Raw genomic sequence first — 25,409 nt, forward strand, 5'->3', positions numbered from 1 at the left:
TGCCATCACAGCAAGGCATTGAAGTATAAACATGGACAGAAACCCGCATTTTCTTACAGATTCCTAACTTAGATAGGTAAATCTAAACTTTTATCCTACCTAAACCCCCTTTATTAGTTAGTCAACCCAGGTTCATTGCGGAAAATAATCCGGTCATTACCACGATTGATGCCGAAAGTAACAACGGCAGATGGATCTTCATCACCTTTATTTCGCCAATTGTAAATTAACCAAGGTTGAATACCCGTAGACCAACTGCAAGTTACACCATCAGGATTCGCTATACTACCTTGACGCAAGAACAAACGGACTTGCTCTCGGCGACTGGTCGCTTGCCTCGCGTAGATACTTAATGACTCCCCCTTATCTACACTACCATCATCAGAAACAGGGTTTAGTGTATTCGCTAACTTAGCATCACTGACAGCAGGGGTAATCTCAGACCATTCAATATGGTTACACTGCATATTATTACTCGTATCGAAACGACTATTGCTATCTTTAGCATTGAGAACAAAGCTCCCTGCTCGCCAATATTCAATGCTGAGTGGAACCCTTACCGAGTAACCCTGATTTCCACCTACATCTTGCAATCTCATCCGGCCATAACGCACATCGGGTTGTGCTGCTAACAACTGACTGGCCGCTTTAGATATCGTCCCATCTGTACCTGTAACCTTAAATAACGTTGGATCTGTATGATTGCTGTTTCCATCTCCTGAGCTGTCTAATGACAAACTAAGTTCAGTGGTGGTCTTCACATCTCCTACCCATGTTGAATTGTATGGACCATCTGGTGTGGTAATTTTGGCTCCCGCTCCAATTCGATTCCACTTAGCATCAGTCCATGAGCGACTCCATATACCTGTTTTATTACCCCAATGACTGGCGTCTAGCTCTGAGTCTAAAATACTCACCCGATCAGATTTATCTCCTCGAAGGTAAAAACTGGCTTTCAATACTTCATCGAAACTACCGTAGTTCTTCGTTTCATCGCCAGTACTGTTATAGGCTTTAACCTCAAAAGCGACTGACTGGAAAGGTTGCCCCATATAAGTAGACCCACCTTGCTTATCAGGAGCAGTCCACGTCGATTGAGTGATATTGAAGTAATCGGGATAGAAGCGCCCGATAACTTGAGTATCTTGCTCCAAGTTCATGCTTAAGTAGTCAGCGTCGGACTTCATTAATAGTGACCCAACGTCCTCCCAAGAGAAATTGATAGTTTTCTGTCTACTTGTTGTTACTTTATCACTCGCCGAAAATGAAAAGTCACCAGAAAATTTATCGCTCGCTAGATTACTTAATGTTCCTAAGCTTGGGTATGTCAGATCAAAACTCACTTTGAACGGTGCGGCATGACCAGTCTCAGTAAAGTAGTTGTATGTGGTTTGATAGCTACATTCATCACGTGGGGTGGTATAGAAATCGGAATGAACAATCGGTTTAAAGGTGGCTTTAAAGTCACTATTAGCAGAGATAAAGTATCCACCGATTTCATTAGTTTTGGCAGGATTGTTTTTGCTCTCATCAGCGGCTTTAACATCACAAATCGCAATCTTCCAAGGGCGCGATTTAATAGTAAAGCTACCCGTCAATTTGCCACCGCCATCGATTGGGCAACCTGATAATCCGGTACAGTCAAATTTATCATCTGTCAGCGTGACCAAGAACTCTCCAGATTCCGATATTTTAAGCATATCTTCCCGAGCCCCTTTATCTCCTGAAGTAAAGACTGGCGCATAAGTCAACACACCTTTCTTAGCTAACGTTGGATCCGGTTTTTTGACTTCATAGCTAATGCTTGGTGTCCCGCTATACGTTTCAACTTTGGTTTTACCGGTATCACTGCAAGCAAGAACTGTCGTAGTCACGTCATTATCTTTACCCGCGATAACCGTTTGGTCTGGTACTTCAAACTTAAATGGCACGAACTTAAACTGACTTTTAACGCTCTGACTCGTATCGTCGTCCATCGTCACGCTTAAGTTATAATTCGTCGACAAGCTAGTATTACTCGTATTTTTCGGTGTCACTTTTAATTTAAGAACGCCAGAACTGTTTGATGTGAAGTTTGGGTAACTGCCAGAACCAAAATCAGGCTCTGCCGTGACATTAAATCGATTAGCATTAGGATCAACCTCAACGGTAACAGAAAGGCTTTCGGTTTCATCATTGTTGGTAGTGTTAATGGTAAATACAGGTACATCATCACCACACATTAAGGCAAGGTCCACATCTGGTGTTATTGTGACTTTGTAGTCATCAAACGGTTTGAAGCACTTATTGTCCGTGGCAATAATTTGAGCGTCATTATGCATGTCGATAGACCGTGCAGTAACCGCACCATTAACCGTCGCTTCGTTACTTAATGACACTGCAACTTCACTATATAGCAGCCCTGTAAATTCAGTGCGGGAGTTAAAGTCGACCTGACTACCTGTATATGAGTGCACAAATACCTGTAGTGAGCCCGAACCTGTCTCTTCAAATTTACTCGGACTTGCATCCCTTTCAATTCGGCTACTTAAATTGAGTTGCTGTACATGAATAAGTACCTCTTCCCCATCCGGTATTTCGATTATCCCACCATTATTGATATCGATTTTTTTAACCCAATAGACACCGGATTTAAAAATGACTTTTGAGCCGCGACCAACAGCGAGTGAGCCAATGACTTCATTATTTTTAAAGACGCGAGGTGAGGGTTCATCCCACAGTGAGATATTTTCGAGAGCTGGATTGGTTGGAATTTGAAAACTCTCTAATTCAGGCTTTTCAACCATAAGCCCTGATGAGCCAACGCAGGCCTTTCCATCACAAGCTATGCCCTGGTTAGTTCCGGTAATATCCGCCTGATAAAATCCAACATTACGATGACCACTCGTCACCGGAGCGCCAATTATTTTCGCGTTATTATCTAACAATAGAGACGCTGATGAGTTGCCATTCCATGTTTGGGCTGGAGAAGGAAATAGATTACATACAGCTTGAGCTGGTGGCTTCTCAAACATGAAGAATGAAGCGACTTCTTGTTTATGCCTTCGTTCTACATCTTCCATATCTTCTTCAACAATAAAGGCAACTTTATCTTTTTTTACGTCACATCGGCGTAACCACCCACCGTCATTACCATCGCGTGAGTTTTTAGTTCCCACTAATGTTGGTACCGAGTCAAAAGAAGTGGTGTCTGGAAAATTCGTATAAATTGCACAGCCATCAACGATGGGTTGCACCACTTTTTCAGTAAACCCTGTGGTATTTAACGTCGTCGCACTCCCTAACCAAAACTTTAATCCCGAAACATAGCCTTGACCTAGTCCCGCAACAAACGCCACTTTTTCGTCACTGGAAATATCAATATTTGCCCCAACTTCCGAACGCTCAAGAAACAAATTAAACGAATTTTTAGAAACGTTATCCGCAGCTCCAGTTATCCAGCGAGGCTCACCATCCGCTAATTTGTTATTTTGAGTTTGGATCTCAACCAATACTCCGGGGGCCTCTGACGCGCTCCCCGAAAAAGGGTTGGGGGCTCCAAAGTCGGTATAGTTAATTAGCTGTTTATTACAACCGTTCTTTTTACCACAAGCCGTATTCGTATTGACGCTACCTGCAACGATTCGCGAACCATTACTTAAATCGAGAACCCCGGGCTCAATTACAAAATAATCTATACTCTGCATTGGCGCAGGGACAAAATTGACCGATGAACTTGCTTTCCGATGGGGCGCTATTTTTTGAGAGATAACAGCTTGAGAATTTGTGACATCATGCACTCGAAGAGTAGATGGATACTCTGTGGTTTTCTTTTTGGTTTCTGTTCCTTTATTTGACAAGGATGCATCAATCGTTGGCATCACAAAAACCAATGGTGTTTCACCTGTATAAGTTTTATCAAATGTCAGTACGCAGGTCACTGTCGCATTATCGTGGTCATTGCTGCCATCGCCATTGTGATCATGATCGGTTCCAGTCAAAGAGTTGATCGTACAGGCTGAAGAGTCTATTGTGCCGAACTCAAATTTAGGGTTAGTGTTAATTGGAGGAAGAGGTGGTGGAGGTGGAGTAACGTCACCGTCAGCACAACTTACCTCCGAATTATCGCCACTGACCATCAACGTTCCGTTCCCACCATTGACAGCCATTTCAGCAGAGCTCTTATCTTTAAATCCAGATCCTGAGTCAAGCTTATAGGACAAAGTTCCGCTTTTACCATTACCTTTACCTTTACCATCACTTGCTTCGGGGGTGTATGTCAAAAGTACACGTTGGCCCGGTGTTACGTCAGTATCTTGTATTGTTGCAGCCTTCACACTTGACCAAAGATCCACCAGCAATTTATTTGAGCTTAGTGTTACAGTGACCGGATTAGGGTTCGGAACAGTGAACGTAATAGAAAAACCATCCTGACGCTTCAAGTCGGAACAGTTCTCTAGAGAGAAGTCATCGGAAGCACTAGCAAAGAAACTCCAAAAGCAAGACAGAGCGATCCCGAGCCACTTAATCTTTCTAGCCGACTCTAGAGTCTTCTTCCTTAAATACGAATACTGAAACGACATACCCTACTCCTTAACCCAAACTTCTTGCGAACGCTGAACTTGTAATTTCCCACTACCACATATAGCAGTGGCTTCCACTCTGTAAAAAACCTGACCATCCAGCTCACCTTCGTTGTTGCAAGTTAATTTAGGAGAAGAACATGGCATATCTACTGACAAACTAGGTGAACTGCCACTAACCGTTGTAGTGCACATTGCTTGAAAAGCAGAAGAGGTAGCTATCTCTGGAATCGGGTATAACTGAGTTAGCGCCCATTCGTTAGCGGAATGCGCCAATAACCATGCTTGCGTACCGAGATGCTCACGGGTTTGATTATCACTGTTGGACCAATTCACGCGCGTCAGTGACAAGGCGAGAAACCCCATCACAACGATCACAAAAATCGCGACCACAAGCACACTACCTGACTGTTTTGATTTTCTATGGGACATTCAGCACCTGCACATCTTGTTTGTAAGCACTCTGCTCACCATCTTGTTCGAACAATAAATCGATATAAACTAACCCGCCACGCTGTAAGGTTGGGTCTTTATATTTAAATCCGCTAGAAAAATTTACATTATCAGCCACTTGAACACCATTACGAACAATCGAACGTCCGGCGAGTGACATGCAGTAATTTACACGTTCATTGGTATCAAAAATATAGAAGCGATTGCTGATTGAAGAGCTAGTTAGTGACTTTTCCGGCATTCGGTATTCATTCCAGCGAGAAGGGTTGGCAGGAAACAGCGGAGCTAATCCATCAGGAACTTCTAAAGAAGAACTACCAAGCTTTAAATCATCATTGCGAGTTGGGTTTATGACCAAGCGCAATCCTTCACCTAACACTCCAACACTCTGAACACTGTTTTCATTTGCAATTAAAATGTCAATATTTCCACTTTTCTTCACATAAAAACCGGAATACTTAATCGGGTAAAAAGAGAGGCATTTTAGATCAGCAATCGTTGTAGGTACTTCAAACGAGTTTGGCACTGCATGACGAAATTCTCGAGAAAGCTTTTCAATCACAAACTGAGCCTGAGTTTGCATTCTTTGGCGATCAATCGAGTCGGCATAACCTTTGGTACCTAACTCAACAAAGCCAGCAATGCCAAGTACAATGATCCCACCGACCACCATCGTCAATACCATTTCAATAAGAGTAAAACCACGATTTTTCATCAGTAGTTCCCCTTATAGGCAACGAGTGGATAACTGCCATACTGCCCAGCAGTCACGGATATCTCGATTCGTTTTAAAACACCAATGCCGCCATCGTTGTTACCATCCATATTGGCGTCATAGAAGACATCGACTTCAACGCGAAAATTAGGGAAATCTTCTTCTATATTTGCGCCTAATACATCAGACAGTGCCCTTACATATTTTGCGTCATAATTATCATCACAATAACTTTTAGAGGATTGGGTATACCAACAGCCGATATAGTCATCGACATCGTTGAAATCATCTATATTCAACTCTTCCGCTTTTAAATCTGTTGAGCATGTCGTTCCATTTTCACCGCATCGAACAATTCCACCGTCATAATCGCTGTTTTCATCAAATCCACGAGCGAGAATTTGGCTCATAAAACTTTGCCCTAATGCAATCGCACGAGTTTGGTAGTGAGGGGCAGCTGAATCACGAATATTGGGAAATAACAGGCTAGTTAAACTCACCATTGCAATGCCAAGGATCACAATTGCTATAATGCTTTCAATAAGCGTCATACCGCGTTGCTGGTTCTTCAATAATAAACTCATGAACACGTACCTCGTCCTACATAACCGATACGGTTAATACAAACAGAAGTGCTCTGACCATTCGCCGTAATATTAATGGTGATGCCATTGCTGGCCGCTCCGGTAGGGTTACCGAGTAGATCGAATCGAATCAAATCAACATTAGGAACGGTAGTATAAGTCAGCTCGTCACTGCGTACACTGTCGCTGCGAGTATCACCGCTAGCACTACAGCCAGATGAACTGCCAACACAAGCTGGAGCCTTAGCGGTTGCTGACTGTATCGTCAGTTGACTACGTAGACATAAGTCTTTTAGGTTTTTATTTGGGGGAGGGACGTCGTTACAACGTTTATCGAGCTCTCCATAGAGATCTTTATTGTTCGCTTGCATACGCGTAAGTTGTATTTGGCGAATAACCGAGATAATCTGTTCTTGCGCAGCATAAGTAGAAAAGCTACCGACCCCGACATAACGACTGGCGGCATAAGAGGAAACTATCCCGATCAGAATAATCACCACGATAAGTTCAATCAATGTAAACCCCAATCGATTCCCACGCATAACTCAGCCTTTTGAAGTAACCTACTGACTAGTATATAGGAAAGCGATAACGATGTGAGCGCTATACAGCACTTTGTTTCGAATTTTGAGGGGCAAAAAAAAAGACCAGCCGAAGCTGGTCTCTTTCGATAAGTCAAAGACTAATTATACTCCACAGTTCCCAGCACCTGAGACAATAGTTACGGTCGCAGGAGTATCCGTTCCTGTAGCTGCCGCGTAGCGAACACATCGTTCTGTATAATTTGTAATGCCAATATCAATCGTTGCATTGGTATGATCAGTTTTGTCATCTTCAGTACTATCTAAAACTGTAAATTCATCAGAGATATCTATTGTAGATAAAATTCCATCTTCAGCTGCCGTTGGATACCCAAAAGAATACACAATACTATCAACAGATGATGCTGGTAAATCGGCCTCATCAACTTCTAAAGTTTCAATCCCTTTTATAGCCGCTTTACCATATGAAATCCCCATAGCTCCGGAAACAGCACCACGCAAACCGTCAAGTGTCGCATCACGAGCATCATCTTGTAGGTTCAAGAAACGTGGCGCAGCGGTTACCGCTAAAATGCCTAGAATTACAATTACAACCACTAATTCAATTAGGGTGAAACCGCCTTGTTTTTTCATAGTTACTTCTCTCTATGTTGGTTAATATCGCAGGGCTACTGCAAAGTTACGGTCACACGACCAGTTTTAATTTCATACATAAAATTGTGCGCTGTACTACCCTCTAATTGGGTGTAAGTGCACGTCGAATTCGTATTGTCAGCTTTTGCTGAGTATTTATTGTTTGAATTACTAGCCGCTGTGCTTGATGTCGCTACCTTTGGCGGATTCTGCAAAAGGTTTTCCATTAAATCGACACACGCTTGATCATCCACACTTGTTGGGTAAGAACTAGAATCCGTGTTGATGCCATAAGGGTAACCATCACGAAAATCCGTACTCACTCCGCTGTTGCTTTTTGAACGTGTTAGCCAAAAATCAACGCCGTCATAATCGACAGTATTATAGCGTTCATTGCCAATGGTTGCAGATGGGCGAGCTTCCGCTTCCCATTGCGCACGAGCAGAAAGGACACCAGTGGCAAAGCCGCCCGCAATGCCCTCAATGCTGGCTTTTTTTGCTTCATCTGTCACATCGAGAAAACGAGGTAAAGCTGCGGCTGCTAGCAGACCGACAACAACAATAACAACCACTAATTCAACTAAAGAGAAACCCATCTGTTTCTTGTACATTTTTAACTCACTTCTGTTATCGGTATTGCATATTATACATCGTTCAATTAAGGATGAACATCGGCTTGGAGTCAAAAAATCATAATGACAAAAATTCGACATTCACACTAAAGCGTTCATTTTTTAGCTGTAGGATAATACTCATGTTACTCACATAGCGATATTGGCAGCGGTAACCATTCTGTTCTTTATAAATATTACTTTCTGCGTCATCTATCCCAAGCAATTGTTGTTCCGGATAAAGCAAGTCTAACCAATAAGCACAATCAAGTTTTCCATTCTGAATAGGCAATGCCCAACCAGACTCGCTAAACGTAAGCTCATGACGATTAATGGTTAACTTTTCGAGTTGCCCTTTTAGTAGCCACTCTTGTTTATAATAATTCGCCCTTTCGAGTATTCGTTTACTTGCCAAAAATAGAGCGGTATTTTCTGCTTCTTCTTCTACAGGCTTCCAAGCAATCAAAAAACTCATCACGATAATGATAATGGCCAGTAGCCAAATCACAAATCGAGACCGTTGTTCATTATTGGTCATGCTAACCTTTCACCACGTCAAGCATTCCCCACATTGGCAGGAAGATACCAAGAGCAAGCACTAACACCATGCCAGCAACAACCACTAAGAGAATGGGTTCGATTCTGGCGGTTAATGTTTTTAAATCATAATCAACTTCGCGATCATAAAAATCTGCTACTTCTAACAATAGCTCATCAATACGACCCGTTTCTTCGCCTACGCTCACCATTTGAATAACCAGTGGTGTAAAAATCCCGGAATTAATGGCTGTCGAAGAGATAGTACTACCCGCTTCAATTGCCGCTTTCATTTCTAGAATTCTTAGCTCTAAATATCGATTACCCAAGGCTTCTGCCGCTAAGGCTAAAGATTGGTTTAGAGGCACACCTGCTTGCAACATCAAGGCGAAGGTACGTGAAAAACGAGACAGTTGTGCCCGATTAATCACACCACCAACGACAGGGGTTTTTAAGCGCATTTTGTCCCATCGCTCTCGGCCACTATCGGTATTCACCCAAGTTTTAAAAGCAAAGATCATTCCAAGCAGCAGACCAATCATCGCCCCCCAATAGTTCACAAAAAAGTCGGACATGCCGATAAGAATTCGCGTCGGCAAAGGCAGTTCAACACCGAATTTACTGAACATGCTGGTAAATTGTGGGATCACTTTCACGTTCAATATAAACAGCGCCACCATAATGAAGCTGATAACAAACGTAGGATAACGCATCGCTGTTTTAATTCTTTTCCGAGTCTCTACTTCTTGCTCGTAATAGCCCGCAAGTTGAAGCAAAGCTTGGTCTAAACGACCGGTGTTCTCACCAACGTTAACCATAGAGACAAACAGTGAACTAAACACTTTCGGGTGCATCTGCATTGAAGCCGATAAACCACGCCCATTGGTCAGTTCTGCGGTCACCTCTTCAAGCGCATCTTGTAACTGTTTATTGGAACAGTTTTGGCTTAGTCCCTTCATGGAACGTAGGAGTGGAACCCCTGCTTTGGTTAAGCTATACAGCTGACGACAAAAGATCACTAAAACTTCTAATGGAACCGGCTTTCCCATAAGCACAGAGAGATCAACATTAAGGGAGCCGCCCCCCTCTTTAGCTGGTTGGATCGATGTAGGGATGACCCCTTTATTCATCAAAACATCCGCCGCAAGCTCTTCTGTTGATGCGTCAACTTTACCTGAGGCTTTACTCCCATCTAAGTTTCGACCTTGATAACGATATGTAGCCATATTTTTTCCTAAATCAAGATAGCATCAGCCATACCTGATGCGTCACCTTCACCAAGGTTCATGACTTCATCAAGGCTGACTGTACCTTCTATCGCCAACTCCATTGCAGAGGCGAGTAAAGGTTTATAGTTTTTAGAAGCTCGTGCCGCTTTAGAGAAAGCAACCGCATCGCTTGAGCGTAAGCTATCCATCATATGTTGCTCTAACTCAAGCATTTCAAAAACACCAATACGACCACGGTAGCCTGTCAGGTTACAGTTTTGACAGCCACGACCTTTAGTAAACGTCTGATGAACTTGGTTAGGAAAACGGACGCTGAGCCACTGTTTTCTTGCCTCATCAATTTGGTCGTCTACTTTGCAGTCTGGGCACACTTTTCTGATCAAACGTTGTGCAACAACAGCACGAACCGCACTGGCAACAAGGTAACCCGGAGCTCCCATATCCATCATACGTAAGGCGCTATCAATCGCATCATTGGTATGGAGCGTACTCAGCACTAAGTGACCGGTTAAGGCTGCTCTCAGACCAATTTCAACCGTCTCGTGGTCACGCATCTCACCAATTAGAATGATATCGGGATCTTGACGTAAAAAAGTTCGAAGTACGGTAGAGAAGTTCAAATTGATCTTACTGTTCACTTGAACTTGGTTGATCCTCGGAAGACGATATTCAACCGGATCTTCGGCTGTAATGATTTTCTTGCCTGGAACATTCAGCTCAGACAGTGCGCCATATAACGTTGTCGTTTTACCTGAACCCGTCGGGCCTGTTACTAAAATCATGCCATGTGGCCGACGCAGTTGATCCCGCAAACGAGCAAGAAGATCGGCCGGTAAACCAGACTCCTCTAACTTACGTAAACCAGAGGTTTGGTTAAGCAAACGCATTACCACTGATTCACCATACTGAACGGGCATCGTCGACATACGGATATCTACCGATTGGCCTTTCACTCGGATATTAAAACGGCCATCTTGTGGTAATCGTTTCTCCGAAATATCTAAGTTCGCCATCAGTTTTAAACGAAGCACCAACGCTGATGCGATATTCACTTCATTTAATAAAGTTTCATGGAGCACACCATCAATACGTTGACGCAGGCGCAGTACGTTAGAGTCTGGCTCAATGTGTATATCTGACGCTCCAACTTGAATCGCATCTTCAAACAGCGAGTTAATCAGTTTAACAACCGTAACTTCATCACTGTCTTCATCTCCGATATCAAAATCAAAGGCTTCATTAACTTGGTGCTCAGCTTGAAGTTGTTCGGCAAAGGATGCGATATCTTTTGTTCGGCGATAGTAGCGATCAAAGCCTTCAACTAACTGCCTTTCAGGTGCTATGACAAATTCCAGCCCATACTGACCAAGTTGGTCTAATAGTGATTCTTGGGCAAACAAATCCGCAGGATCACTCATCGCAATCCGTAAAGTATCTTGGTTTCGGCCAATAACAAGTGCACGTAATCGTCGAGCATGCACTTCTGGTAGTAATTGAACTGCATCAATATCAACCGCGGCTCGACTCAAATCAATGAGCGGTAAATCAAGCTGCTGCGATAGGAACATCAACATCTGCTGTTCAGATAAGAAACCAAGTTCGATTAATGTATCACCCAGCTTTTGACCTGTGCTTCGCTGCGCTGACAGAGCTTGCTCAACTTGTTGCTCGGTAATGATCCCCTCTTCAACGAGTAAGTCACCGAGTCTTTTTCTTAACTTAATTTGCACTTGTTGACTCCTGTATTGTGCGCAGAACTTTCATGCGATCACGAACAAAATTTTGAGACTGTTTTGAAATTCCAATAAGAGATAATGCTTGTTGATATGAATTAAACGCTGAGTCAAAATCCATATTGCGTTCTTGTTGAATCGCCAAGCCTAACCACCAGCGACCATTTTCAGGGTCAAGGCCGACAAGCTGTTGATAGCTTTCTAAAGTAACTTCACTTTGCTTAGACTTTTGCCCTAACGCTGCGCGCATTGCAAGATAGCGAATACTAGGGTTTGGTGGTAAATGAATCAGCGGGCTTAATGCCACGTCAGGCTGTTTCTCTTTAATCAGCAACTTACTCAGCCCTAGACGTAGATCTTCACTATCCGGTGACAATTTTATTCCATACTGAAGTATATCATACGCTTTACGCGCATCACCTTTACCGTAATATAGGGCCGCTAATTTTTGACGAGCAACTTCATTTTTTGGCGTATAGCGCAATACTTCGGAATAGTTACTCAAAGCCCCATTCATATCGTTACTGTCTAGCGATTTTTTAGCACGACTCAGCGCATTTTGAGCCAAAGCTTCAGGAGTAAGCTCAACTTGCTCCACTACCATTGCCGATGTTGGGGCGGTTTTCACATTGGTTTCTTTCGTTGACTCATTAGCTTTAACAGCACGAGTCGGTTGAGATGACTTACGCTCAGCTATTTGGCTATTTACCAGCTGAACCTTTGCCGACTGACTCTCTACTGATTGAGGCTGATTAATTTTTGCGACATGAATAGGCTTTTGAGATGAAACGCTCACCGATTTCTTTTTCTCGTCATTGACGGGTTCGAAAATGGTCACAGCTTGAATCGTTTTTTCTGGCGTCACAGGCGTGAAATCAGACTCTTTTTTATCAGCCACTTTTTTTTCAGCTAATGTGCGAATATCACTCTCTTTCCCTGATTTAGAGTCGTCACGCAGATTAACCGTATTTTCGGAAGTCACAATCATATCGGATTGCTGAGATACCGCCCATCCACCGACCGCTAAGCTTAGAGAGAAGCCTAACGCAACCCAAACAATAGGAGATCTCGACTTCACTTTATTGACTTGAGCCTTCTCAATAGGAGCCGATAGTGATTGGTCTTTATTCGCTAACTCTGACAGCGCATTGTTCATTGCACTCATGATTTACTCCAGCCCCAAATCAATGGGTTTTTAAACTTAGGCTTAAGCACATCGAAGGTGTCATGCATCGCCGAAAATAGGTGGTGGTTCTGTGTTGAACTACTTTGATCACAACAAGCCAAGATGAGCGCTTTATGGCAGATTTGATTAATTAATCTTGGAATACCACCAGTAGAGTGCCAAACCGCTTTTTTTTGATTTAAGCTAAATAGCGATGTACTGCCTGATGACTTTTCTAAACGATGATCGATATAAGCGACCGTTTCATCAAGCGAAAGAGGTCGAAGTTTTGCACTGAATGAAATTCGTTGCCTAAACTGCCTCAGGTGATGTTGAGATAATCGGTCATCGAATTCAGGTTGTCCAAGTAAGATCAACTGCAGTAGCTTTTTCTGTTCGGTTTCTAAATTGCCAAACAAACGTAATGTTTCAAGAGTTTCATCAGTCAGTGCTTGAGCTTCATCTATAATCGCAACCGCGCGACGACCGCTGGAGTGAATATCTATCAATTTAGTTTGGATTTCATCAACGATAGTGGCATCAGGCACTTTCTCTAGCCCTAACTCTTTTGCGACCGCTTGACGCAATTCACTACCAGTCAGAATAGGATTAGGTAAATAAATTAATGCCACATGCTCTTGCAAATGATTGACTAGCATGCGGCAAACCATGGTTTTTCCCGTTCCGACTTCACCTGTCACCTTAATGACACCTTCCCCCATCTGGACTGCCGATATTACAGTTTGAATCGCCTCATAGTGAGGTGCTAAACCATAAAACAGGTCAGTATTTGGGGTTAGGCTAAATGGCTGACAACTAAAACCAAAGTGCGCCTGATACATGATATCTCCACACAGGGGTTATTCTTCGTCAGGGAACCATTCTTGAAGTAAATCGCGTGAACGCTCTAGCTCTTTCTGCCAAGAATTAACACCGACGACTGTCGGTTTCAATAAGATCACTAACTCTGTTTTTCTAGAAATTTTTGATGTGTTGCGAAATAGGTGACCAAGAGCTGGAATATCACCTAAGAATGGAACTTGCGAGACTTGATCGACAGTGGCTGATTTCATTAAACCGCCGATAACCACAACATCACCATCACGAGCACGGATCACTGAATCTGACTCACGAATTGAACTTTTTGCTAGCGGCAGAAGAATATCGTTAAAGTCGCCACCGAGGTTAAGCACTTTATTTTCCTCTTCCACATCTATAACCGCGGGGTGTACATGCAGTAGCACATTGCCTTTATCATCAATCTGCGGCGTTACATCTAAAGATATGCCAGAAAAGAATGGCGTCAACGTGACTTCAGGTACTGCCTGAGAGTTCTCACCACTGCCCGCATTACTCGAAAGTTCGGTCACATAGTATTGATCGGTACCGACTTTAATCACCGCTTTTTGATTATTAGCCGCCGTGACTCGCGGGCTAGAAAGCACATTCAAATCACCCTGAGTGTCCATAAAGCTCAATACAGCTTCGAAGCTACCGCTAGAAACGACAATGTTTGACTGCCCACCTAACAAAGAACCAATAGAATCTAAACCAGGTAAAGCACCAGGAACAATTGAACCGGCCGCATTCTTAGTAATCGTTCCGGTACCAATACTGTAATTTGTCCCGTTTGAAGAGAACATCTTATTCCAGTTGATACCTTGCTGATATCCATCACTTAACGTGACTTCTAGAACTTTAGTTTCCAGAATAACCTGACGGTGCAAACGCTGTTGTGAAATATTTAGGAACTGTCTCACTTCACGAATTTCATCAGGGTAAGCGCGAACGGTGATCACACTGGCTTGCGGTGTAACAACCACGCTTTGCCCGTCACCTGAACCGATTAATTGAGCTACGGCTTTTTCCAGCTGAGGCCAAAAATCGCTTTCACTTGTGGTTTCAATTTCAGTTCCACCACTTGTTGTTGAGCTTGAACTTGATGAATCTGAGCTTGATGAATCAGAAGAACTGCCAGAAGAACTTGAGCCATTCTCAGTAATTGAACCTGTTTTTATTGAAGTTAATGAACTACCCGCACGTTTCATTTGCAAGTAATCCACAGGGATCGTCACTGAACGCAGGCCAGCAGGAAATACTTGAAGTACCTTGCCTTGCTTTTCAACATCATAGCCATACATATCGCGAACAACGTTTAACACTTCATCCAGTGTGACATCGGTCAGGTTTACCGTAATTCGGCCATTAACGCTAGGGTGAATAGCAGCACTAAACTCTGTACCCTTAACTAAACTAGTAAAAAAGGCCTTGGCATCAACATTATCAGCTTGAATTCGGAAACGTTTTACTGGTCCGCCAATCGCTAACGCTGAGTTATTCAGATCAGGCATGAGGTCATCTTGAACAGAATCAGGCAACTCTTCCAAATTGCGACTATTGGATTCATTAATCGCTTCATTCAGCGCTTGTTTCACTTCAACAGGATCTCTATGCCCCATTGAACAGCCAGCCAATGATGCCACTACAATTCCTAATACGATTTTTCGCATATTCTCACTCAAACCTTTTTTGTTCTGATTCATATTTAGTGCTTAATATTTAGAGAGAAAAGTTCTAACTTCCAAGTTTTGCTACCACGTTGAAGAGTGACATCTTCTGCATTTACCTGCTTCACTCGGTAACCACGAATTGTATTTCCTTGAGTGACCACTTGATCATTAAGGATGGCATAGCATGGAGCCTCATCTTTACACACAATACTTTGAAGTGTCGGTAAACGATATGTGAGCACCCTCTTTTTCTTAACAACCTTATCTGCTGGTGCCATCCAACCAAGTGGAGCCGTTGGATCTTGAGCAGCAAAAGCAGATAATGAAATGCCCATAAGACATACAATGATAGATTTAACCACCGATAAACTCCTGCCTAGTCCCCAATGTGTAAACTTCTAAGATCAAACGAGCTTCTGGGTACTTCTCTACAGAGTAGTTAAAGTGTCTCCAGTAATATTTTACGGGTAAGTTTTCTAGAGCATTTAGATACTTTTCTATCGCAAAATAGTTTCCTGTCAGTTCTATCCGAACAGGATGTACAAAGTAGCCAGAGTAATGGCCTTCACTTTGATCGTTATTTTTGACAATTGGTTCTGCATTTAGTGATTCCAGCGAGATTAGCTTAAGATCTTTACCACTCACTAAAACACTTTCCAATAAATGAGACATTTGGGTTGGCGCAACTAAGCTTTCTATAATTTCAGATAATTGAAGAGAGAGCTCCTGACTTTGAACAATTAAGCTTTGATATTCTTTATCAATCTCTTGATCCGGATCTTTACTTAATTTCGCGGTTAAAACCATTAACTCACTCTCAGCAAGTTGATTGTTTTGCTTTATCTGGCGTAGCTGATTTTTTGAATTATTATAATCTTGGAGGCTAGGTTCCACTAGAAAAGTCAGAAACACAAAGAAGAAACCCACCGCGCCACACAGTAAAATCAACCACTTTTCACGCGAGCTTAACGCCATGAATTTATCGTTTAGGAGTAGCCATTGTTGCTTCACTATTTAGTGCCTCCACGAGTATGCAATTCAAATGTCACAATATCTTGTTCGTTTCTACCAATTTTAAGTTTATCAAAGGTACGTCCAACCAAATTCAATTCATGTTTGAACTGACTGATCCAGTTTGGAATCACGCTGGCATTTCTCGCGACACCTTTTAAATCTAGGGTGTTAGCATTAATGGTAATATGACTTAGTGATATATCTCGGCGACCTAATGTTGCCAGTGCGCTCATCACTCCTGAGTATCCTACTTGTTGCGATTGGTCATACTCTCCAACCGCAGATAGAGAACTTTGTTTCGCAGAAATTTCAGCTTTTAAACGATTAATAGCCGCGATTTTTTCGGGTGTGGGCACATGACGCTCAAGCTTTTTCTTAAGCTCAGTGGTTTGTTTATTGAGTTGCGCGGCTTGCTGCTGCTGTTGAGCGAGTTCAACTTCCAACGTTGAGATTTCATAGCGATAGTAGCCATATGTTCCAAGCATAATAGCGGAGATAACACACCAAGTTCCGACAACGTTAGCAAGGCTGAAATACTCTTTTTTCGGCTTGAGGTGAGTTGGATAAAGGTTTACAGAGAACCCTTTTAGCTGAGTTGCAATGCGCTCAATGATGTGGCCAGATAGCTCTTGCTCTCCCTCAATAAGGCGAGAAACCTTAGCACTTAAGCGATCGTTAAGCTCTCGAGCAAGCTCCTCCTCATCTTCATCATCACAACATACTTTTAACTGATGGAGCTGAGTACCTTTCAGCTGTGATGACAAGTAGTCAATCGAACGCTGTAACTCTAAAGCTAAACCGTCAAGCTGAAGAGAACTAGAAGCCGCTCCCGTTAATGTCGGAGCCACACTTCGAATCGTTCGCTGGAAACAGACCGTCTGATTAACAAAAGCACCTATCTTAAAGTTGCCTTTTTTACTTCGCTGCAAAAGCATGAAGTTTTCTAGCTCACCCGCAGAGTGTCCCCATAATTCATCTTCAGGGAGTACCGCATTGAGCGTTCCTCCTGCTGCGTTAATCAATGCAAGCAAGCGGTCCAGTAACTTTTTAGACAACACATAAGCTTGCACTTTGTTGCCAGTCGGTAGAGCAATGGCATCCGTTACAATATCTGTAACTCGCTCAGTGATAAGCTCTTTCAATAAAAATGGCAGTGCAACAGGCCACTCTTCTTTAGGAAGTTCTGGTTTTTCTATTTGATAGGTTTGATAGTGATTCGCATTAAGTACCACATTTAATGGGGCATCAGATAACTCAACTTGCTTAAGCGCTTTTTCAAATGCCCCTTCCCAATTTGAACCTTCAATTGGGATGATCGCTGATGCGGCAGAGCTTGAGCCTGCTGAGAAATAAATTGCATCAGGTTGAATGACAGCAAAGAGCTGATTTTCATTAACTGCAGCAGGTCTAAATTTTTCTAATAAGGACTTTAATTTCATATCGAATACTGTTACTTCTGTCGCCAACGATTTCGTCTACCAGGTTTAACTGTCGTGTCATTTTTAACGCTTTTAGCGGGCATTAAAGACTCTTCAACACCAACATAGCGTCCTTGTAATCCATGCACACCTAGCTCACCTAATGTTTGCCACTCTTGTTTATTTTCGACGCCAACGGCAATAACTTGAGCATTGGTGTCAGCACAAGCGCCAATCATACTTCTAACGAAGAGTTGGTTTTCATGTCTTTGATCTATTTTCTTGATGAGGCTTCGATGTAGTTTAAGGTAATCGACATTGAGATCTTTAATATAATGAGTGCTCACAATCGTTCGACCCGCTTGGCCGACGATGATTTTACACCCTAAACCAGATAACATTTTAACAACTGGTCGCATATAATCTAAATGCTTTACAAGCCGACCTTCAGCAAACTCAAAACTCAATGAACTTCGTAACTCTGTCGGGAGTTGTAATAGCTCATATCTAAACCACTTGAAATACTGTTTATTTGAAAATGGAACTACATTCAGGTTAATAGAGTAGCATACTGGGTCCTTTGACGCTTTCAAAAAATTGACTATTGAGGTAATAACTGCTTGATCCATTTGCTGTTCATAGCCCACTAATTCGATTGCAGCAATAAAACGAGAGGTCTTAATTATCCCTTTTTCAGGATCGGTGATACGGGAGTAAATTTCATGATGCAGCAACTCCTGTTTACCTGAATCTGATTTTAAGAAGCAAGCTTGCTTAAATAAATGAAGATTTTCAGGTAACAAAGCTTTGTCAAACAAGGTTCTCCAACGAACACTTCCTCTCTCTTCTTCAACTTGAGTTTGCTTTTTAAATCGACTCCAGTTATTAATTCGTTGCAGTTGAGCGCCTTTTAATGCGGTTTCCGCTTCATCCATAATCTGGCTATGTCGCTCACCGTCGATGTACATAGACACGCCAATATGACACCAGTTTTCAGTTTCTAATGGCTCTGGTGGTGTGATTTTTTCTAGCTGACGAATACACTGCGATGCGACAACGGAGATCTCTTTCAGACCTTTTTGCGGAATTAATATGGCAAAATCAGCATCGTAATAACGAGAAAATATAACATCAGGGAAACGCTGGACAATATTTGAAAGTACGTTACCGACGTCAATAATAAAATTATCACATACCTCTTTTTCGTTCTCTTCAAGTACCTGCTCCCACTCCTCGATGCGAATGAGTAGCACCCCGCCACGAGCGCCACTCTCGTGCAGTGCTGATTCTAACTTACTGTCAAAAAGTACTCTATTTGCCGTTCCAGTCAGTTTGTCTAAGAAGGTTTGAGTTCGAATAAAGGTATCAAAACGACTGCGCTCTTGCCGAGCATCTTGTAACTCTTCAATTAAAACATCCAGAGCTTCGCTTGCAGTATAAGGCCACTCTTTATGGTCACCTTTTGCGTGCTCTTCCACACGACCGGCAAGGATCATTCGCCCTCTCTCTTCTAATAACTCAGATCCTACTAACTGCGCTTTCAGCCAATGAACGCCACGGATCAGACAAAATATAACTAATCCCACCGCTAAGGTAATCGACCACATCGCTTCAAATGAATAACTATGACCAAGATACGGAGGAAGCGCTTTAAAGGTAATGCTATAACCGGGGCTTCGTTTCAACTGAAATGTACGCTCATGGAGGCGATCGGCGGCGACTTGTGGGGAGGTATCCCGAAAGCGGTAAACAACACCAGCAGAAGAGGAGAGTTGCATCTCGACAATATTAGATGCTTGTAACATTTTGGGCATCCACCCCTGCATTGAATATGCAGCATCGGGTGATTCCATCTCTTTATCTACAACCTCAACAATACCTTCAAGGTAGTGATTAAGATAATCTTGACCAATACGTTTAAATGATAATGTGCCACCAATAAACAGGATGAACATTGCGCTGATCACAATGACCGTCACAAAAGCAACTAAGCGAGTACTTAACTTGAGAGTAGGGGTATACCTCATGAATACAGAATCCCTGTTTTATTCACTTATTATCAATCCACACAAATAATTATCTTAATAATATTGTAAACGATGAATTAGAAACAGAATTCGCTAACTCTCTAGAAAATGAAAAAAACCGCGACATGCGCGGTTTTTTATTTCATAAATGCAGGTGAACCCACTTTATCTAATACGATTTAGCGTCCGTTCTGTTTAGAACGGAATGTCGTCATCGAAATCCATTGGTGGCTCATTGTACTGAGGCTGAGCTTGTTGTGGCGCTTGCTGCGGTGCACGTTGCTGTTGTGCTTGTGGAGCTTGCTGCTGCGGTGCCTGTTGTTGAGGTTGCTGAGGCTGTCCCCATCCACCTTGTTGTTGCTGACCACCTTGTGCAGGAGCGCCACCTTGACCACGGCCACCAAGCATTTGCATTACGCCGTTAAAGCCCTGTACAACCACTTCTGTTGTGTAGCGGTCTTGTCCACTTTGATCTTGCCATTTACGAGTCTGTAATTGACCTTCAATGTAAACCTGTGAGCCTTTACGTAAGTACTCACCTGCTACTTCCGCAAGCTTTCCAAATAATGCAACACGGTGCCATTCTGTTTTTTCACGCGGCTCGCCTGTTGCTTTATCACGCCATGATTCAGACGTTGCAATGGTGATATTCGCTACTGCACTACCATTTGGCATATAACGAATTTCAGGGTCATTACCTAGGTTGCCCACTAAGATTACTTTGTTTACTCCACGGCTGGCCATGTTTTGCTCCGTCTAGATTCATACGTATTAAAAATTCAGCCCACAAGAATAACACGCTTTACCCCTAGGACAAATCTCAAAGCTTAAACTTCCCGGTTTGATTTGATTTTGCCGCCATCAAGTCGCTGAGTTTCGGAGCAATCTTACTTTTTTGCCTGCTAACAAATCGCTTAGTTACTTATCAATTTGAAGCCTAACGCAAACCAGAATATAAGCAATAGAACACATAAATCAAAAGTGCCACTGTTTAAACAAGTCAACAGGAGGCTCCCTATGAAAAATACCAGCTACACCAGAACGATCTACTTCCTATGCCTTGAGCCAACACTTATTCATCCAGATGTTGACCTCATAGCACAGAAGTTGAGGTTGACGATCCCACGAATCTCCCCCATTGAGCTTATGGAAGCTTTTCAAAGCCATAAACATAAGATTCTATTATTGGATTATCAAACCCATCGTCAAATTACCCAACAAGTTCAGGGTTTACCATTAACCAACAAGAATTTCGAAACTATTTTGATTAATGTTGAGAAACGCTTAACGACCGATGAGCTGCTCACTTTTGGCAGCCTTAAGGGCGTATTCTATAAAAATGATGATCCTAAAATAATAGCCCAAGGTCTTGGCGAAATTATCAATGGTCAAAATTGGTTACCAAGAAAAGTGAGCAGTCAACTTCTACACTACTATCGCCATATGGTTCATTCTCACACCACTCCAGTCTCTGTCGATCTAACGTTAAGAGAGCTTCAAATTCTACGTTGCTTACAGTCTGGTTCATCAAATACTCAAATTGCAGATGACCTTTTTATTAGTGAATACACCGTAAAGTCACACGTTTATCAAATATTTAAAAAGCTCTCGGTTAGAAATAGAGTCCAAGCTATAGCCTGGGCCAACCAAAATCTTTTATCATGCTAAAGATTCTCACTTATGAGTTAGCAAATTCTAGATAGCGTCATATTTCAGATATCAATTCATGCTACAGTTGGCCAAAATATATAATCTTACAGATAAAGGGTTTTACCATGATCAAGAAATGCCTATTTCCGGCAGCGGGTTACGGCACTCGTTTTTTACCTGCAACAAAATCAATGCCTAAAGAGATGATGCCAGTGGTCAATAAACCACTCATTGAGTATGGCGTTGAAGAAGCAATACAAGCAGGAATGACGGGGATGTGTATTGTTACAGGACGTGGCAAGCACTCGATCATGGATCACTTTGATAAAAACTATGAATTAGAGCATCAGATTAGCGGCACTAACAAAGAAGAGCTGTTAATTAATATTCGTGAGACGATCGAATCTGCAAACTTCACTTACATCCGTCAGCGTGAAATGAAAGGCTTAGGTCATGCGATCCTGACTGGCCGTGAGTTAGTCGGCGATGAACCTTTTGCTGTCGTGCTTGCTGATGATCTATGTGTAAATGAAGATCAAGGTGTTCTAGCTCAAATGGTTGCGCTATATAAGCAGTTCCGTTGCTCTATCGTTGCCGTCCAAGAAGTGCCAGAAGATGAAACACACAAGTATGGTGTGATCTCAGGTGAAATGATCAAAGATGATCTTTTCCGTGTTGATGATATGGTTGAAAAACCAGAACAAGGCACCGCACCAAGCAACCTAGCAATTATTGGCCGCTACATCTTAACTCCAGATATTTTCGAATTGATTGAGCAAACCGAACCAGGTAAAGGCGGCGAAATTCAAATCACCGACGCTCTACTTAAGCAAGCGAAAGCTGGATGCGTACTTGCCTACAAATTCAAAGGTAAACGATTTGATTGCGGTAGTGTAGAAGGCTATATTGAAGCAACCAACTACTGTTTTGAACATCAATATAAGAAAGACATTCAAAAAGTAGAGCTGGATAAACACTCGACGAAAAAAGAAGATTAACCTCTCCATTTGATTCTAAATAATGCGGCTTTTATGCCGCATTATTTGTTTTTAGATACTGTTTTTTTATCCAGTAAAACTTTGCACAAATCTCACACTATGTAATACTTGCTTCACTTGGTATTACATGAGCATTCAAGATGGACAAAATTGAAATTCGAGGCGCCCGCACTCATAACCTTAAAGATATTAATCTTACTATTCCGCGAGATAAGTTAATCGTAATTACTGGGTTATCAGGATCGGGTAAATCGTCACTCGCTTTTGATACCTTGTATGCGGAAGGCCAGCGGCGCTATGTAGAATCTTTGTCTGCGTATGCTCGCCAGTTTCTCTCTTTGATGGAGAAGCCGGATGTCGATCATATTGAGGGTTTATCTCCAGCCATCTCTATCGAGCAAAAATCCACCAGCCATAATCCTCGTTCAACTGTCGGTACCATTACCGAAGTTTATGATTACTTACGTCTTCTATACGCTCGTGTGGGTGAGCCTCGCTGCCCTGAACATAAAACACCACTAGCGGCACAGACCATCAGTCAAATGGTCGACAAAGTATTGGAGCTTCCATCAGGTTCAAAAATGATGCTGCTTGCACCTATCATAAAGGAGCGAAAAGGCGAGCATGTAAAAACATTGGAAAACTTAGCTGCTCAAGGATTTATTCGTGCTCGTATCGATGGTGAAACTTGTGATCTTACCGATCCTCCAACGCTGGAGCTCCATAAAAAGCACACCATTGAAGTGGTCGTTGATCGCTTTAAAGTTCGTGATGATCTTAAGCAACGTTTAGCGGAATCTTTCGAAACAGCATTGGAGCTTTCTGGCGGTATTGTTGCCGTGTCTTGGATGGATGACGATACTCAAGAAGATATTGTTTTCTCTGCTAACTTTGCCTGCTCTCAATGCGGTTATAGCATGCAAGAGCTTGAACCCCGCTTATTCTCTTTTAATAACCCCGCAGGGGCATGTGCGACTTGTGACGGATTAGGCGTACAACAATATTTTGATCCTAGCAGGGTGATCTTAGATGACAGCTTAAGTATTGCCGAAGGTGCGATAAAAGGTTGGGATCAGAAAAACTATTACTACTTCCAAATGCTGAACTCTCTCGCAGAACACTTTGGCTTTGATCTCTTTGCTCCATTTAAAAGCCTGCCAAAGAAAACTCGCGATATTATTTTGTCAGGTTCCGGTCGCACTGAAGTCGAGTTTAAGTACATCAACGATCGAGGCGATATTCGAGTAAAACGCCATCCTTTTGAAGGCATACTCAATACACTTGAGCGCCGATATCGCGATACTGAATCCAACTCGGTTCGTGAAGATCTCGCGAAATACATCTCCACCAAGTCATGCTCAAGCTGTCATGGCACTCGCTTAAGAGTTGAAGCGCGTAATGTATTCTTAAATGATACTCCCCTGCCAGAAATCGTTGAGATGAGTATCAGCGAAGCGATGGACTTTTTCCAAAACCTTTCACTCACTGGTCAACGAGCTCAAATTGCAGATAAGGTGATGAAAGAGATCAACGACCGCCTGCATTTCTTAGTCAATGTCGGTTTAAATTATCTGAACCTTTCTCGTAGCTCTGAAACATTATCTGGTGGTGAAGCACAGCGTATTCGTCTTGCAAGTCAAATTGGTGCCGGATTAATGGGCGTCATGTATGTTCTCGATGAGCCTTCTATTGGACTACATCAACGAGACAATGAACGTCTGTTAAAAACTCTGGTTCACTTACGAGATCTAGGTAATACCGTGATTGTGGTTGAGCATGATGAAGATGCAATTAGATGCGCTGATCATGTCATTGATATCGGCCCTGGAGCTGGTGTTCATGGCGGACAAGTGGTTGCAGAAGGCACGATGGATGAGATCATTGCCAACCCAAATTCTCTCACAGGCCAATATCTCAGCGGTGTTAAAGAGATCCCTATACCAGTAGAAAGAACACCAATGGATCCTAAGAAAACCGTTCAACTTTTAGGGGCTACGGGGAACAATCTAAAATCTGTCGATCTCTCCATCCCAGCTGGCTTATTCACTTGTATTACTGGTGTTTCAGGATCAGGTAAATCAACGCTAATCAATGATACTTTCTTTAAAATCGCCCACACGCAATTAAATGGCGCAACAACGGCTGTTCCATCGCCTTATAAGAAAATTGTAGGGCTGGAACACTTCGACAAAGTCATCGATATTGATCAAAGCCCAATAGGAAGAACGCCTCGATCTAACCCTGCGACTTATACGGGGATCTTTACCCCAATTCGAGAACTGTTCGCAGGGACTCAAGAATCACGTTCCCGAGGGTATAAGCCCGGACGGTTCAGTTTTAATGTCCGAGGCGGTCGCTGCGAAGCATGTCAGGGCGATGGCGTTATCAAAGTCGAGATGCACTTTTTACCTGATGTCTATGTTCCTTGTGATATATGCAACGGTAAACGCTACAACCGAGAAACTCTGGAAGTTAGATATAAAGGAAAGAGCATCGATGAAGTGCTCAATATGACGGTTGAAGATTCACGCGAGTTCTTTGAACCCGTACCCGTTATTGCTCGTAAACTGCAAACGCTAATGGATGTTGGTTTGTCTTACATTCGATTAGGCCAAGCGGCAACGACACTGTCTGGCGGTGAAGCACAGCGTATCAAGCTAGCCCGTGAACTTTCTAAACGAGATACAGGTAAAACACTCTATATTCTTGATGAGCCAACAACAGGCCTTCATTTTCATGATATTCAACAACTATTGACCGTTTTACATCGCCTTAGAGACCGAGGTAATACGGTAGTAGTCATTGAGCATAACTTAGATGTGGTAAAAACTGCTGACTGGGTTGTCGATCTTGGACCTGAAGGCGGCCAAGGCGGCGGAGAAATTGTTGCAGAAGGCACACCTGAAAATGTCGCCCTAGTCGAAGGTTCACACACTGCACGCTTTCTTAAGCCTATGTTGAAATAGAAAAAAACGGTAAAGTAAGAGCAATAGTCGCTTATCTTAATAATAAGTAAGCGACGGTTGGT

21 protein-coding genes are annotated in these 25,409 nt (G+C 42.6%); 3 read left to right on the plus strand and 18 right to left on the minus strand.

The window, feature by feature from the left end; all coding sequences use genetic code 11:
* Positions 1-113: 113 nt before the first annotated feature.
* The 18 genes from F0249_RS07355 to F0249_RS07440 form a co-directional block, all read right to left on the minus strand.
* The gene (locus F0249_RS07355) at positions 114-4,562 is read right to left on the minus strand and encodes a DUF6701 domain-containing protein (RefSeq protein ID WP_171756246.1); all 4,449 of its coding nucleotides are present in this window, start codon (positions 4,560-4,562) and stop codon (positions 114-116) included.
* 3 nt (positions 4,563-4,565) lie between these two features.
* Positions 4,566-4,994, minus strand: coding sequence for an MSHA biogenesis protein MshP (locus tag F0249_RS07360; protein WP_171756247.1), 429 nt, complete (start codon positions 4,992-4,994; stop codon positions 4,566-4,568).
* Positions 4,984-5,730: a PilW family protein gene (locus tag F0249_RS07365; protein WP_171756248.1), complete on the minus strand. Its 747-nt coding sequence runs from the start codon at positions 5,728-5,730 to the stop codon at positions 4,984-4,986. The genes F0249_RS07360 and F0249_RS07365 overlap by 11 nt, the downstream gene beginning before the upstream one ends.
* Entirely contained in the window at positions 5,730-6,314 is a 585-nt protein-coding gene (locus tag F0249_RS07370) for a prepilin-type N-terminal cleavage/methylation domain-containing protein (RefSeq protein WP_171756249.1), read from the minus strand. The genes F0249_RS07365 and F0249_RS07370 overlap by 1 nt, the downstream gene beginning before the upstream one ends.
* On the minus strand, positions 6,311-6,856 hold the full coding sequence (locus F0249_RS07375) for a prepilin-type N-terminal cleavage/methylation domain-containing protein (RefSeq protein ID WP_171756250.1): 546 nt from the start codon (positions 6,854-6,856) through the stop codon (positions 6,311-6,313). Before F0249_RS07375 ends, F0249_RS07370 begins: the two co-directional genes overlap by 4 nt.
* Before the next feature lie 144 nt (positions 6,857-7,000).
* Complete coding sequence (locus tag F0249_RS07380) at positions 7,001-7,489, minus strand: type II secretion system protein (RefSeq protein ID WP_171756251.1); 489 nt, start codon at positions 7,487-7,489, stop codon at positions 7,001-7,003.
* A 35-nt stretch (positions 7,490-7,524) separates the two neighbouring features.
* Positions 7,525-8,100, minus strand: a complete 576-nt coding sequence (locus tag F0249_RS07385; RefSeq protein ID WP_113799597.1) for a prepilin-type N-terminal cleavage/methylation domain-containing protein — start codon at positions 8,098-8,100, stop codon at positions 7,525-7,527.
* 79 nt (positions 8,101-8,179) lie between these two features.
* Positions 8,180-8,638, minus strand: a complete 459-nt coding sequence (locus F0249_RS07390; protein ID WP_113799599.1) for an MSHA biogenesis protein MshF — start codon at positions 8,636-8,638, stop codon at positions 8,180-8,182.
* A 1-nt stretch (position 8,639) separates the two neighbouring features.
* Complete coding sequence (locus F0249_RS07395; RefSeq protein WP_113799600.1) at positions 8,640-9,863, minus strand: type II secretion system F family protein; 1,224 nt, start codon at positions 9,861-9,863, stop codon at positions 8,640-8,642.
* A gap of 8 nt (positions 9,864-9,871) precedes the next feature.
* On the minus strand, positions 9,872-11,596 hold the full coding sequence (locus F0249_RS07400) for a GspE/PulE family protein (RefSeq protein WP_113799602.1): 1,725 nt from the start codon (positions 11,594-11,596) through the stop codon (positions 9,872-9,874).
* Complete coding sequence (locus tag F0249_RS07405) at positions 11,586-12,764, minus strand: lipopolysaccharide assembly protein LapB (RefSeq protein WP_171756252.1); 1,179 nt, start codon at positions 12,762-12,764, stop codon at positions 11,586-11,588. Before F0249_RS07405 ends, F0249_RS07400 begins: the two co-directional genes overlap by 11 nt.
* Entirely contained in the window at positions 12,761-13,606 is an 846-nt protein-coding gene (locus F0249_RS07410) for an ExeA family protein (RefSeq protein ID WP_017051185.1), read from the minus strand. Before F0249_RS07410 ends, F0249_RS07405 begins: the two co-directional genes overlap by 4 nt.
* Positions 13,607-13,624: 18 nt before the next feature.
* Positions 13,625-15,274 carry a pilus (MSHA type) biogenesis protein MshL gene (gene mshL, locus F0249_RS07415; RefSeq protein WP_113799646.1) on the minus strand — a complete coding sequence of 550 codons (1,650 nt, stop codon included), beginning with the start codon at positions 15,272-15,274 and terminating at the stop codon, positions 13,625-13,627.
* Positions 15,275-15,309: 35 nt separating this feature from the next.
* A complete protein-coding gene (locus tag F0249_RS07420) occupies positions 15,310-15,636 on the minus strand; it encodes an MSHA biogenesis protein MshK (RefSeq protein WP_113799608.1) in 327 nt (108 codons plus the stop codon).
* Positions 15,629-16,249: a type 4a pilus biogenesis protein PilO gene (locus tag F0249_RS07425; RefSeq protein WP_136994218.1), complete on the minus strand. Its 621-nt coding sequence runs from the start codon at positions 16,247-16,249 to the stop codon at positions 15,629-15,631. The genes F0249_RS07420 and F0249_RS07425 overlap by 8 nt, the downstream gene beginning before the upstream one ends.
* Positions 16,250-16,284: 35 nt before the next feature.
* A complete protein-coding gene (locus F0249_RS07430) occupies positions 16,285-17,727 on the minus strand; it encodes an MSHA biogenesis protein MshI (protein ID WP_171756253.1) in 1,443 nt (480 codons plus the stop codon).
* An 11-nt stretch (positions 17,728-17,738) separates the two neighbouring features.
* Positions 17,739-19,733, minus strand: a complete 1,995-nt coding sequence (gene csrD / locus F0249_RS07435) for an RNase E specificity factor CsrD (protein WP_171756254.1) — start codon at positions 19,731-19,733, stop codon at positions 17,739-17,741.
* Positions 19,734-19,928: 195 nt separating this feature from the next.
* Positions 19,929-20,477: a single-stranded DNA-binding protein gene (locus F0249_RS07440; RefSeq protein ID WP_017051191.1), complete on the minus strand. Its 549-nt coding sequence runs from the start codon at positions 20,475-20,477 to the stop codon at positions 19,929-19,931.
* 273 nt (positions 20,478-20,750) lie between these two features.
* Between F0249_RS07440 and F0249_RS07445 the strand changes: the two genes are divergently transcribed.
* From F0249_RS07445 to uvrA, 3 genes are all read left to right on the plus strand, one after another.
* A complete protein-coding gene (locus tag F0249_RS07445) occupies positions 20,751-21,401 on the plus strand; it encodes a LuxR C-terminal-related transcriptional regulator (protein WP_136994211.1) in 651 nt (216 codons plus the stop codon).
* Positions 21,402-21,508: 107 nt separating this feature from the next.
* Positions 21,509-22,381, plus strand: coding sequence for a UTP--glucose-1-phosphate uridylyltransferase GalU (galU, locus tag F0249_RS07450; RefSeq protein WP_113799620.1), 873 nt, complete (start codon positions 21,509-21,511; stop codon positions 22,379-22,381).
* Positions 22,382-22,521: 140 nt separating this feature from the next.
* Positions 22,522-25,347 carry an excinuclease ABC subunit UvrA gene (gene uvrA, locus F0249_RS07455; protein ID WP_171756255.1) on the plus strand — a complete coding sequence of 942 codons (2,826 nt, stop codon included), beginning with the start codon at positions 22,522-22,524 and terminating at the stop codon, positions 25,345-25,347.
* The last annotated feature ends 62 nt before the right edge of the window (positions 25,348-25,409 follow it).

This window comes from Vibrio sp. 03-59-1 (genome assembly GCF_013114135.1).
In the GTDB taxonomy this organism is placed as follows: domain Bacteria; phylum Pseudomonadota; class Gammaproteobacteria; order Enterobacterales; family Vibrionaceae; genus Vibrio; species Vibrio cortegadensis.